The organism is Candidatus Poribacteria bacterium (assembly GCA_009839745.1).
Taxonomy (GTDB): Bacteria; Poribacteria; WGA-4E; order WGA-4E; family WGA-3G; genus WGA-3G.
Window position 1 is genome coordinate 1 of sequence record VXPE01000056.1, and the last position, 12,179, is coordinate 12,179.

Below are 12,179 nucleotides of genomic sequence, written 5' to 3' on the forward strand. Positions count from 1 at the left end.
AACATATTACCCCTTCTATGAGGTTATGTCAAACATTATTGCGTAAGTCCTAATGTTTAAAGATAGCACAAGGTATCGTGAATTGCCACGATTTAAATATCTTGGCTTGACCGCTGGTAGAAAATCGGTTATACTATAAACATCTGTTTTTCATGCATCTCATGGAAAAGGAGGAACATCGATGGTAACCTATACGAAAGGTGCAACCATCCCCCATGCACCGACAGATGATACAGACCTATATCCTGATACGGATGGTAAACCTATGGCAGTAAGCGATCACCACAGATATTGGCTTACGCGGATATTACAAACACTTGAAATTCATTTTGCGTCGGAGCCAGGGGTGTATGTCTCTGGCGATATAATGATGTATTACGAGGAGGGGGTCCCGCAGAAATCGGTTTCACCGGATGTCCTCGTCACCTTCGGAATCGGTCAGAAGTTTCGGCGGACGTATCAGGTATGGAATGAGGGGAAAGTGCCTGAGTTTGTTATGGAGTTTTCGAGTAAAGGCACTTATCGAAATGACTTAGGTCGGAAGCGAGCACTTTATGCAGAATTAGGGATGCAGAACTACTTTTTATGTGATATCGAGGGTCTGTATCTTCCTACCCCATTGATGGGTTTTGAATTAGTGGCGGGTGAATATGTTGCGATTCGACCAAATGCCGACGGAGGTGTGATGTCGCCGGTTTTAGGGCTAACGTTTCAGATGATGGATGAAGGTTTAGGTATCTATGACTCAGTAGGCGAGACGTGGCTTCAAACACCCGCGGAACAGGAAGCCGCACGCGCGGAACAAGCAGAAGCAGAAGTCGCCCAGCTCCGAGAACAACTTGCACGTTTACAATCACGCGACTCACGTTGACAAGACGGACGCAAAATCAGAGAATACTGACTGAAAAAAATGCGTATCGACTGCCAGAGCCATATATTTCCAGACACCTATATTGAAATCCTTGCCCAGAACCCACACCCGCCGCAAGTCATCCGCCGCGGGAACGAGGCTGTCGTTACATACGGCGATGTCCAAACATTTCGCCTCCAAGATGAAGCCTACGATTCGAAGCGAAAACTCAAGGATATGGATGCGGCAGGGGTCGATATGGCACTGCTCAGTACCAATATACCCCCACCCTGTATGCTCGCACCTGAATTAGGAAACAAGGGCGCGCAAGCGATCAACGATGCCATCGCTGAACTCGTGGATGCCCATCCAAACCGATTCGCAGGACTGGCATGCCTGCCGTGGCAAAATCCAGATGAAGCCATCATAGAAATGGACAGAGTGAAGGGACTCGGTTTTCGCGGGATCATGCTCTATTCACATATCGGAGGGAAACCGGTTGACGCGCCGCAATTTGAACAGGTTTATACGCATGCCGAAACACTTCGGATGCCCATTGTGATGCATCCGACGGTCCCAACGTGGGGTGAAGCCATCAAGGACCACTGGATGATCGGTATGATGGGGTTACAGGTGGACAACAGTTTCGCCTTGTTGCGACTGATTCTAAGCGGGATTCTCGAACGACACCCACACCTCCAAATCGTGATGCCCCACGTTGGGGGTATCCTGCCCTATATGAGCGGTAGGATTGACCATCAGACGGAAGTATTAGGGAGAGCCAGAGAGCACATAACACAATCGCCGAGTGTGTATCTGCAACGTATCTATTTGGACACTGTGTCGCCATCGGTACAAGCACTACAATATGCTTACGAGTATTCCGGTGCAGATCGTCTACTGTTCGGAACAGACCATCCATGGGTGGATATGCCTCGATTTGTCCGTTTAATTGAGGAGATGCCGATCCCTGAAACAGATAAAGCGCGAATTTTCAGTGAAAACGCCATAAAATTGTTCGATTTGTAGTAAAATACGAGAAACTGAAAAGCGAACTTTTGAAAATAGCGAAAGAGACGAAAGAGAAGAGGGTTTACGACATGTCATACGAACTGACTGATGCTGAAAAGTTTTTCTTTGAAAATAACGGTTATCTCGTCTTGGACAACTTCCTGGCACCCTTCCACGTTGAAACACTCAGGAGTGCCCTCGCTGAAGTCATTGAAAAGCGACGGGAATGCGAGGAGAAAGGGTTAACCGAAACCGGAATGACACACATCCATGGCGAGAAAAGTACCCGCATCTTCTACATCCTCGGAGACCATCCGGCGTTTTTGGAACTCCTGGATTGGCAACCGATTCTGCCGTATGTCATAGGGTTGCTGAATAAAATGCCGCACCATCACGCTTCGGATGCCATTGTTGAGCACGCTTCCGATTTAATGGAACGTTCGATGGGGTGGCATATCGATGGACACGATGAAGGCTACCGTAACTTACGTCCAATTCCGTTTTTGCAACTCAAAATCGGCTATTATCTGACCGATATGACAGAAGGCGGTCAAGGCAATCTGTGGCTCATACCGGGGAGCCACACGGCACTGTATGATCCAAGCCATGAAGACCTGCGGCATCCTTATGAATATCCGGGTGCTTTGGAGGTATGCGCCCCACCGGGGAGTGCGATTCTCTTCCATAACGCCATCTGGCATTCCGCCGGTATCTTCACAAAATCGGAGGGTTCTCGTGAAATGCTCTATTACGCCTATGAGCACCCGTGGATGATTGCCTCTGAGGAACATTGGGGGTATCCCAAAGACTTTTACAACACGCAACTCTCACCCGAACAGCGGAAATTCTTTCATGGATTTGTCTTCGATCCACCCGAACAGCGATGGGGATAGTGCAATAGGGGTTTGCAAGCCACACCCTACAACACAATTCGGAGGTCACGCGATGACTATGCGTGCCTCCGTGCAAGGAGGACGCACTCATGCGTTTGACTGAATCTCAAGTTTCCTTCTTTCACGACAACGGATATCTACTGCTTGAAGACGCACTTGATGAAAACGACCTGGGTCCTGTGATTGACGAATATAAGGGAATTATCGCGGAACGTGCCGAGAAATTGCACTCGGAAGGGAAGGTTACAGAGACGCACGCCGATAAACCTTTCACAGAACGGTTGCTCCATCTCTCACAGGAGGCACCCGAGATAACGGCGAATCTGGACATCATGCAAGCGCGCGGTGAAGCGACGTTCAACTTCCTCAAGAACCCGAAAATCCTCGACATCGCCGAGTCTTTCGTGGGTTCCGAAATCATTTGCAATCCGATCCAACATATCCGTGCCGTCCTGCCGAAAAAGAGCTCACAACGGGCACCTACGCCTTGGCATCAGGACGCAGGGGTGTGCTGGCCCGACACTGATCCCTACTTCATGCTAACTGTTTGGATTCCGATTGTGGATGCGACGTTGGAAAACGGGTGCTTACAGGTTATGCCGGGTAGCCATAAGAGAGGACTTTACAAGCACGATTGGTCGTCGGCTGGACTGGCGGTTCCACCGGAATATCAACCCGATAACCTCACACCACAACCGTTGCCGATCCCGGCTGGCGGTGTCATTCTGTTCCATAACTATACGCTTCATAGTGCGAAACCGAACGAATCGGAGAGCATCCGATGGAGTTTCGATCTGCGGTATCACGATGTCTACCAACCGACAGGAAGACCCTTCTATCCGGCATTCCTGATGCGGAGCCGTTTGCGACCAGAAGCGGGTAATACGCAATACGAAACGTGGTGTCAACGGTGGGAATTTGCGTTAGAGAATTCTAAGGGAGCGCAAGCCTATCGGTGGCCCCGGTAGAAGGTAAAAAAGAGTTTTCAGTTTTCAGTTAAGAGGTTTTTGCTAACTCCAAACCCGTAGCCTGCAACAACGGCGCAGGCGAGTATACGGAAAGGAACGTTATTTATCCAACCTCTCTGACCGAACCGCAAGGAATAATTAAAAATGATTGAGATCTCAGATTTGCCGACGGTCAATGCCACACTGAACACAATCAGTGGCATTCTGCTGACGATTGGGTATGTGCAAATCCGACAACGAAAAATTACGGCACATAAGAACTGCATGCTCGCAGCTTTTGGTGTGTCTGTGCTTTTTCTGGTTTGCTACGTTATCTACCACTACCACGCCGGGTCAAAGCCGTTTACAAAGCAGGGGTGGATTCGTCCGGTCTACTTCACTATCCTCATTTCGCACATTATCTTGGCGTTCGTGATAGTGCCGTTGGCGTTGCGGACCCTTTACTTGGCGTGGCGTGAGCAGTTTGAGAAGCACCGTCGTATCGCAAAGATTACTTTTCCGATCTGGTTATACGTCTCAGTAACAGGCGTGATTATCTATCTCATGCTGTATCAGTTATAGAGACAGATGGTATGATCCTTATTCCACTACAAGCACTCAGGTTCGTCGTAAAGTAATTTATCGCCTGTCACGCGCCATAAATTGCGTTCCTACACACTTACAGATTGTCTCTATGAATCAAAAGGACGGAACCCGCGCAACATTAGACCTCGATCACTATTAGATTTCTTCGCTTCCTCAGCGGCGGCGGCTCGTTTCTCTGCCTCTGCCCGGTTTGCTGTCGTTGTGCCACCAATGATGACATAATCATCTGTTCGGCGGTAGCGGTTGATGAAAATCGGACGCGGCTTATCCGACATATTCTGTTTGGAGCCGTGCACTGTCTTGACATTGAAGAAGATTGAATCCCCGGCTTTGCCAGAGACTGGAAGTGCGCTCTCCCAGGGCCACTCATCCTCTGCGAGACCGAGGTGTGAGAACGTATCAATATGCTTGAGTTGTCCGAGTTTATGTGAACCCGGCACGACGTGTAACGCCCCATTTACCAAGTCCGTATCCACGACGTAATTCAGAATTCCGACGGGTCCCTGATAGCGGTGTTCAAAATAGGCAGAATCTTGATGTAGATGTTTCGGGTGTCCGCCAACCGGCTCCTTATAGAGGCACTGTCCGTTCCCAAAGATCTCCACATTCGGTCCCAAGATCGCCTCCACAAGATTGACTGTCGTTTCATCGAGCGCGGATTGGAAGAACGCAGCACTCGTCTGATAACCTATCGCCAAAACCATAATCTGTTTATCGCGTTCGTAGCCTTCTGGTGCTGGTAGGAAGAGCGTGCCGTTGGGGGTGCGCCATCCTTCGACAATCTGTTCTGCTTTGTCAAGCAAAGATATGGATTCCACCGCGGCGGCTTCAATGTCCGCATGGATCGCCTGAATATAAGGTGCCATCAACCCGCGCACGACGAGACACCCGTGTTCCTCAAAGATGTCTGCGGCTTTCTGGACATCTAACGCCTCCACAGACATCTCAATATCTTCAACTGTTACTTTAGGTTCCTGGTTCATGAAACACCTCTTTAATTTATTTCTTCAGATGGATCAATAGCGATAATTCCTTCAGGCGCGTAGCGAATAAAGTCTTGTGTGTTGAAAGTCAGGATGTGTGTTACGTCATGGACAAGCATTGTGGCAACCAAACGTGCATCATGAACCTGAACACCTGACACATCATACTTCACGACAAGCTGCCTCCATATAGAATATGCATCAGGGAAATCCAACAGCAAAGGGAAAGTCTCTTCTAAGTCTTGTAAGAGCCCGTTTGTTTCATAAGGCGTGAGTCCAAATCCGTTTCGACTGGTGGGTCGGGTTGATACGTTCCAAAATTCCGCGACATTTTGCGACGTGGTCTGTAACTGGTGTCCATTTGCTTGCAATTTACGCACAGCCATTTGAATAATTGGATAACTTGCGTCGGTATGACGCGCAAACCTCAACAAAACATTGGTATCCGTTAAATAAATCATGACTATGGATGATCTTCGTATATGCCCTCTCGACTCACTGCATAGTCCGATAACGGTGGCACATCAGGACCGACAAGCTCCGTAAATTTGGCTGTGAACGCATCCAGTCTCGCAGCAAACTCTTTAGGTGATAACTGTTGATTGCTATCCATTACTGGCTCCGTCCCATCATCAGGAATCTCCAAGAGCCTCCCCTTATTATTAGGGTATGTATAAATTGTAATCGTCATCTGTTTCATCCCCTTTCATGAGGAATTTTGGTCAGTTGGTTGCTCCTCATCTTGCTCTTTTTCATGAATTTCCTGTTCTCGCTTGCTAATCACAGTTTCGATTTCCTTTAAAATTTCTTGTTGAATTTCGTTAGGAAATCTAACCATTCGCCTCATCAGAGGTGTAGCATATCCCACCAGACGATGATCAGATAAAGGCTTCGTGAGAATTATGGGTTTATGCATACCAGTGGTTAGATAGTGTAAATCTTTCTGAATGTCTTTGGTAGCCTCGGCTATTTCAAAGAGGGGTGATTTGCCGATTCGTGAGTAGCCCTCGTACTCGCCAAAATCAAGATGAAAGGCGCATTGATATGCACTTTTCACCGAATCCGTGTAGGTAACGCCGATCTCAAGCGGTGTTTTTTTTAGCTCATCCAATTTGCCTAGTACACTTACCAGAAAATGTTCAATTTTTTGCCCTGGGCCAAGGTAATCGATTCCATCTCTAAGGAATCCAACTTCCTCAAGGGCTATTTCACCATCCGCTGAAAAAGAAAGGTCTGTTTGGAATTCGAGTTTACGAGCTGCGCCTGTTCCTATATTTTCTATGCACAGCATAACACAAGGGAGGTATGCTTCGTGAGGACGGAGTGAAATAGCAATTTCAGGTGTATTATTCGTTTTTAGCATCCGCCACGTCAGATAGGCGTAATAACCGGTTATACCCACAAGCACAACAGTGGCAATTCCTATTATAGCACCATCATTTGCATTTAGCCAACTTATGATTTCCATTACTCTTTTTCACCCCATGATGGCTTCCTGCCGGTCAATTCTTCAAGATACTTTGCCGTTCGGTTTACCTCTGACTTGAGTTTCCTATCCGATTTCTGCTTCCCAACATCTTCAGTCGCATAAGTTACTCGGTAAGTGTCTTTTTCGGTCTGGAGGAGGATAAATTCACCGGGGACATTCCTGTTCACATACTGGAGCATATCAAAAAGTAACCAATAGACATCGATGGACGAAAATCGCAGTGGGTCCCGAGTAGACTTTTCACCAACGCGGTCTAACGTCTGTTTTACAAAGTCTATCACTTCGGGAAGCGTATAGACTTTGCCCTCTGTTATCTGAATCTTCTTCATTTTTTTCACCCCGCTATTTTAACGGTCGGCATTCGCGCGGGTTGTGCGTCAAAAGTGCCAACAGTGTCAGCGGCGTTGCGGATCTGAATGAGCTGCGATGCGATGCTGACTGCGATCTCCGGCACTGTTTTCGAGTTAATATCCAACCCGATGGGTGCGTATACCCGTTGAAGTCTTTCCTTGGAAATCCCTGCCTCCAGCAAATCGTCAAATATCAGTTTAATTTTGCGACGGCTGCCAATTAAACCGATGTACCCGGCATCCGATTCAACAACACTGTGGAGTGCGGATTCATCGTGTTGATGACCACGGGTGACAATCACGACATACGTCAGTGGCGTGATCGGATATTTTTGGAGTTCTGTTGCGATATCTCCGATGATAACTTCGTCCGCCTCCGGCAAGCGTTCAGCAGAGGCAAAGTCGGCGCGATCGTCAACAATCGCAATATCGAAATCCAACCAGTTCCCAAGATGACAGAGTGCCTGCCCGACATGTCCTGCCCCTGCAATGAGCAAGGTCGGTCTCGGTTGTAGCGGCTCCAAGAAGACCGAAGCCGTCTCATTCTCCTGAAACAAGCCTGCACTGTTCCGTGCAAGTACCTTCGCTGTCTCTGCCTCCACTGCCGCTTCCAAAGCCGGATCGCCTAACGTGCCGATATGCTCTCCCGTGTCCGCAAAGATCATCTTCATGCCAACATCAATGCCCTGCTTTTCACTCGCCACGATCGTTGCACAGACGAGTGGAATTTTTTCGGCATTCAACGTTTGAAGTCTCTCAAACATGTCGGCTTCGGCGGATGTCTTCGGCAAATCGATAAAGATTTTCATATTTCCGCCGCAGATAAGCCCATCATCCCAACCGTAATCGCTATCCAATTGAAACTCAAGGAGCCGCGGCACACCGTCTTGCATGAGTCCGATCGCCTGTCGCCGCGCTTCGGCTTCAACACAGCCGCCGCCGAGCGTCCCAATATTCCGCAGATCTGGGAGAATCAAAAGCTTCGAGCCGGGCTTTTGCGGGGTTGACCCTTTCGTCTCTACAACAGTGCAATACGCTCCGACTTGGGAGGTCTCTATTAGTTCTGGAATTTTTTGGTATATTTCTCTCATCGTTTCGTAGTTATCAGTTATTAGTTGTCAGAAGAAGAGCCGTTAGCAGCCAGCACACCGAATTTAAATACTTAAACTTCACACAACTCGCACAACAAACGGGGAACACACCTTATACCATGACCCTTTTATAGAATTTGGTCTTCCGCACTCTGCCCGACTAATTTTTTAAACTGTTCGCGTTGCTGATCGGTCAACTCAAGTGGGACAATAGTGGCAACACCGTCGTATCCGACCTGTGCGGGAACATTCAGGTAAACAGATGTTGTCCCCGCTGAGACACGTGTTCCGACACTCATGACGCGTCTTTTATCAAGCGCAATCGCCGAAACAATTTGCAAAATATGACTTACCAATGTCCATTCGCCGCTCACGGCATACGGGGAACGCTGCGCAACGACTGCACAGAGACTTTCAATGTCAGTTTCCGAGATGAGTTGTGCGAGCGGAATGCCGTTCACCCGACAGTATTGTGGGAGTGGGTACGTCTCTTGATCACTCCCAATCACCAGAGCCATCACGTCTTTCACGGACACATCAACACGTTTCGCAATTTCAGAGGCTAAGTGCGCTGTAGCAGCCCCATTTCCGAGTCCAATAATCTGCCCGTCGCCGAGTGTCTGATGTATCCACGCAGCGATGTAATTCGTAGGTGATATTGCTACCAGAATTTTGGCATCCGCGGCATACTGCTGGATTCCGGTTACAAGCCGCCGAACGAGGGCGATACCTGTCGTCTTTGAGGCTTGGGGAGACCGAAAACCCGATTGACCGACTGGTGGCAACAGCACAACTACCTCTGCATTCGCCATCCCCTCTAATGAATTGAAAACGGAAATCGCGGTGTCACTTGCACTCAAAGCATTCGCTTCCACAAGATCCTGGAGGTATGCCGGTGTGCCCTCTTTTGGATGAACAAATCTATTCTTGCTCGACGTTGCATCCGACACAAAGGCGACTTCACGTGCCGTCTCTGATTGACACAAGCCCCAGGCAGTCGAGACGGCTAACTGACTGTTGCCCAATAAAGCGACTTTCATCTATCACCTTACAATAGTTATAAATTACACTAAAAGGGTTTCAACGATTGCTTGAAATTGTTCCTCAATATATTGACGATGGTTGTCCATTTCTGAACCTGCTGATAGTTTTGTAGATACCAGTTCATCGTAACGCTCAACGTATTCGAGTAAACTATCGACCTCTTTTTCATAACAGATCGCCGATGCGATCACCTTTTCTTTCAGCAAAAGTGGAAGTTCGGCTTCCGTAATCTGTGTCAACTCCCATCGCCACACCTTCTCGGAAATATAGGCGACAAACTGATTGAGCAGATCGCCCTTAAAATCATTGCCTTGGAGTGCCTTTACCTCTTGGATGAGCCCTAAGACATGATTGAAAAGTTCATCCGGAAATTGCTGTCGCAATTCCATAAGCAACCTGCCAGTTGTCGATATCGGGAGTTGATTTTGCAGGAGGAACACTCGCAAATTTGGATAATCTCCGACGCTCTTGCTATCACCGAGCCATGTTTCACCTATAGCGGGTAAATCACTGACATCGAAACTGAGGACCTGCTGCTTCCGAATCTCCTCAAGGTTAATGGCGCGGGGATCAATACCGGCTGTCGCTAAAGTGATGATAACTTCTTCTTGGCGGTAGGGTCTGAGGAAAGCCATGAGTTCCTCAACTTTTTGCTGTTCCGCCTCAATCGCCTCAGCATTCGCGGCACCGTTCTCTCGCGATTGCCCACGCTTCCGTTTCTTCCCTTTTTGAGGGGGATGCGTGAGTCTATCTGCCCGCTTTGCCAAAGTGTCATGATACCCCAGCAATTCCTCGTAAAGTATTGCAAGCAGGGCATCTCCATGTATAGCCAGCATTGCCGCTGTTGTGACATTCGCCAATTCGTGTCCAGTCTTTGAGATAACCGCCCGGTTCAGGTTACGCTCTATTGACTTGCGGTCTTTCTCGGCTTGAATAATAAGCGCGCTGCCGAGCATAAGATTGATTAACCTTTTGGTCTGGTCGGGTACACTCAGATTAATATCACAGGTCGGTTGAATATTCGCCAAAAGCTGCTCACGGAGCCGTCCATCAAGCACCAACGCCCACAAAGTCGCGTAATGCTGTTGCTCATCAACGGCTGAAGGCATATTCTGCAACCACTGTTTTATCGTTGGTAAATGCAGTTTAACATGATCAAGGATTTGCTCGACAATTTTATCAGGAATCTCAAAACCAGCAAAATTGGTAGCCCTCCCTCGCTGCTGTGCCTGCTGACTTCGGCGCTGCGTTGATTTCTCTGCTTTCGTGGCTAATAGGAGATTGACTAACGGTTGAATAACGACTTCAAAATCCTGCCTGTTCTGACTTGCGAAGTTCGCGAGTTCCAGCAATTCCAACCAGATGTTCGTCAACCGTTCAACCTGCGTTGCATGTAAAGTTGAGCGAAGCGTAATACCTGCCATCTTCTCACGGACGGTTCCACGCGTCCATTGTGGCAAGTAAATTTCGTTTAAGAGCTCGTTATTCTCGAAAACTGAGAGATCCACCTGCCTGACAAGCCCGGTTTCAATGAAGTCCTCTTCAAACACCAGATCATGAAACAATCCAGCAGCTCGATCGAGTACCTGATTCGCCAGTTTGTAGGAGGATTGAATAAGGTGATTCAGGGTTAACTGCTGATTATCCTGTAACTGCCAAAATTCTATCATGGGATCAATATTCTCTTTGAGCTCTTCGATTTTCGGCGCTGCGATTGATGCCTCAAAATGCTCGGTGAGATATTCCTCATAGAATTCGACGAAAGTGAGCATAGTGTTCCGTAATTCACGGATCACCAGATCGTCCCATACCTTATTATGGACGCGTTGCCCAGGGCCAAGGACAAGCGCTCTCAAACGGGTTTCCACACCCTGTTGGAATTGCGCCATGAGTTGATAGGCATTCTGGTTGGCTTTCACCGTGTAGGTTTCGATTTTCTTTGAACTGTCGCGAATTTCGGTTTCAATTTCGTCAGCAGGTGCGCTGAACGCAACAGGCACTAATCGCAACGTCTCGGGTTCAAGAGGATCGTAAACCGCCCCTGTGGCAAGCACTTGAATGGGATCCGTCGCTTCCTTAGTTGCCTCCGAGGTCTCTGCGTCTGGCTCCTCGAATACATTAGACAGTCGCGTATGAAGTGTTAAACTGTATCCCAAATCAATGAGATCGGGATACTGCTTAATATGAGTTCTAATGACCACAAGAAGCAGCCTGTAGTCCTGGGCGAGTATTTGGTCAAAAAGCGCGTCTTCATTGAGATGAACGCGATGAATGTGGGTTTGCTCTGGAACGATAACAGTCGCCGGGGGCAGGATCTCAGTATCAGCCTCCCCTATATTTGCGAGTACATAGCCCCCCGTTTTGACGGTACTGGGTATCGTCAAACGTGTTTTTAAAACATCCTGAGCGAGTTCGGAAAGCGTTAGGGATTTTCCCAAGTTTTGAATCGTAATATCTGAGACACTGCCATCGGCGAAATCTGTGATTTGGCGCGCGTTCCGCTCCAATTCTTGTATACTTCTATGGACCCGGTCATAGTCGTCCTGTGTCTCGGCTGTGATCTTCGCCTCGTCAATCCAGGAAACCCATGCGCCTGGACGCGGCCGCATCTTTACTGTAAGCTTACTATCTTCTGAGTCAAAACCGGGTAGAATGTCGCCCTCTGAGCTCTCTTTTGGTGTCCAAACGATCAGATGCTTATCTGACTTCACACCAAGCCCTAAACCAAAGGTATCTCCCCAACTCATCCGCCCCTCAATACTGGATTTGATTTTATCAGTTAGCGCTAAAAGCGTTTCCGAACGAAAATTAAGTGATAATCCTTGCATTGGGTCGATTCGATTGTACGCCTTTCAAATAAATGATTGGTTGTCAGTGCGGGTTGCTACGCAACCCTTTCAGTTGTCAGCGAAGAG

13 protein-coding genes are annotated in these 12,179 nt (G+C 48.2%); 5 read left to right on the plus strand and 8 right to left on the minus strand.

All coding sequences use genetic code 11. From position 1 onward, the window contains the following. Positions 1-181 precede the first annotated feature (181 nt). The 5 genes from F4X88_09420 (at position 182) to F4X88_09440 (ending at position 4,283) form a co-directional block, all read left to right on the plus strand. Positions 182-871, plus strand: coding sequence for a Uma2 family endonuclease (locus tag F4X88_09420; protein ID MYA56501.1), 690 nt, complete (start codon positions 182-184; stop codon positions 869-871). Positions 872-910: 39 nt separating this feature from the next. Next, the gene (locus F4X88_09425) at positions 911-1,879 is read left to right on the plus strand and encodes an amidohydrolase family protein (GenBank protein ID MYA56502.1); all 969 of its coding nucleotides are present in this window, start codon (positions 911-913) and stop codon (positions 1,877-1,879) included. A 71-nt stretch (positions 1,880-1,950) separates the two neighbouring features. Next, a complete protein-coding gene (locus F4X88_09430) occupies positions 1,951-2,754 on the plus strand; it encodes a phytanoyl-CoA dioxygenase family protein (GenBank protein ID MYA56503.1) in 804 nt (267 codons plus the stop codon). Positions 2,755-2,843: 89 nt separating this feature from the next. Then, complete coding sequence (locus tag F4X88_09435) at positions 2,844-3,722, plus strand: phytanoyl-CoA dioxygenase family protein (protein MYA56504.1); 879 nt, start codon at positions 2,844-2,846, stop codon at positions 3,720-3,722. Between the two features lie 147 nt (positions 3,723-3,869). After that, a complete protein-coding gene (locus tag F4X88_09440; GenBank protein ID MYA56505.1) occupies positions 3,870-4,283 on the plus strand; it encodes a DUF420 domain-containing protein in 414 nt (137 codons plus the stop codon). 110 nt (positions 4,284-4,393) lie between these two features. Here F4X88_09440 and F4X88_09445 read toward each other — a convergent pair whose 3' ends face one another. From F4X88_09445 to F4X88_09480, 8 genes are all read right to left on the minus strand, one after another. Continuing rightward, positions 4,394-5,290: a phytanoyl-CoA dioxygenase family protein gene (locus tag F4X88_09445; GenBank protein ID MYA56506.1), complete on the minus strand. Its 897-nt coding sequence runs from the start codon at positions 5,288-5,290 to the stop codon at positions 4,394-4,396. 11 nt (positions 5,291-5,301) lie between these two features. Further along, complete coding sequence (locus tag F4X88_09450) at positions 5,302-5,751, minus strand: PIN domain-containing protein (protein ID MYA56507.1); 450 nt, start codon at positions 5,749-5,751, stop codon at positions 5,302-5,304. Between the two features lie 2 nt (positions 5,752-5,753). After that, a complete protein-coding gene (locus F4X88_09455) occupies positions 5,754-5,981 on the minus strand; it encodes a hypothetical protein (protein ID MYA56508.1) in 228 nt (75 codons plus the stop codon). A gap of 15 nt (positions 5,982-5,996) precedes the next feature. Beyond that, on the minus strand, positions 5,997-6,758 hold the full coding sequence (locus F4X88_09460; GenBank protein ID MYA56509.1) for a hypothetical protein: 762 nt from the start codon (positions 6,756-6,758) through the stop codon (positions 5,997-5,999). Continuing rightward, entirely contained in the window at positions 6,758-7,108 is a 351-nt protein-coding gene (locus F4X88_09465; GenBank protein MYA56510.1) for a hypothetical protein, read from the minus strand. The genes F4X88_09460 and F4X88_09465 overlap by 1 nt, the downstream gene beginning before the upstream one ends. Positions 7,109-7,113: 5 nt before the next feature. Continuing rightward, positions 7,114-8,220, minus strand: a complete 1,107-nt coding sequence (locus F4X88_09470; GenBank protein ID MYA56511.1) for an XdhC family protein — start codon at positions 8,218-8,220, stop codon at positions 7,114-7,116. Positions 8,221-8,348: 128 nt separating this feature from the next. After that, positions 8,349-9,260 carry a hypothetical protein gene (locus F4X88_09475; GenBank protein ID MYA56512.1) on the minus strand — a complete coding sequence of 304 codons (912 nt, stop codon included), beginning with the start codon at positions 9,258-9,260 and terminating at the stop codon, positions 8,349-8,351. A 24-nt stretch (positions 9,261-9,284) separates the two neighbouring features. Then, a complete protein-coding gene (locus F4X88_09480; GenBank protein MYA56513.1) occupies positions 9,285-12,092 on the minus strand; it encodes a hypothetical protein in 2,808 nt (935 codons plus the stop codon). Positions 12,093-12,179: the final 87 nt, after the last annotated feature.

Excerpts from the sequence above, each read along its gene's own strand:
- F4X88_09475 (MYA56512.1), bottom strand. The coding sequence starts at position 9,260 with ATGAAAGTCGCTTTATTGGGCAACAGTCAGTTAGCCGTCTCGACTGCC.
- F4X88_09420 (MYA56501.1), top strand. The coding sequence starts at position 182 with ATGGTAACCTATACGAAAGGTGCAACCATCCCCCATGCACCGACAGAT.
- F4X88_09445 (MYA56506.1), bottom strand. The coding sequence starts at position 5,290 with ATGAACCAGGAACCTAAAGTAACAGTTGAAGATATTGAGATGTCTGTG.
- F4X88_09430 (MYA56503.1), top strand. The coding sequence starts at position 1,951 with ATGTCATACGAACTGACTGATGCTGAAAAGTTTTTCTTTGAAAATAAC.
- F4X88_09450 (MYA56507.1), bottom strand. The coding sequence starts at position 5,751 with ATGATTTATTTAACGGATACCAATGTTTTGTTGAGGTTTGCGCGTCAT.
- F4X88_09425 (MYA56502.1), top strand. The coding sequence starts at position 911 with ATGCGTATCGACTGCCAGAGCCATATATTTCCAGACACCTATATTGAA.
- F4X88_09435 (MYA56504.1), top strand. The coding sequence starts at position 2,844 with ATGCGTTTGACTGAATCTCAAGTTTCCTTCTTTCACGACAACGGATAT.
- F4X88_09470 (MYA56511.1), bottom strand. The coding sequence starts at position 8,220 with ATGAGAGAAATATACCAAAAAATTCCAGAACTAATAGAGACCTCCCAA.
- F4X88_09455 (MYA56508.1), bottom strand. The coding sequence starts at position 5,981 with ATGACGATTACAATTTATACATACCCTAATAATAAGGGGAGGCTCTTG.
- F4X88_09460 (MYA56509.1), bottom strand. The coding sequence starts at position 6,758 with ATGGAAATCATAAGTTGGCTAAATGCAAATGATGGTGCTATAATAGGA.
- F4X88_09465 (MYA56510.1), bottom strand. The coding sequence starts at position 7,108 with ATGAAGAAGATTCAGATAACAGAGGGCAAAGTCTATACGCTTCCCGAA.
- F4X88_09480 (MYA56513.1), bottom strand. The coding sequence starts at position 12,092 with ATGCAAGGATTATCACTTAATTTTCGTTCGGAAACGCTTTTAGCGCTA.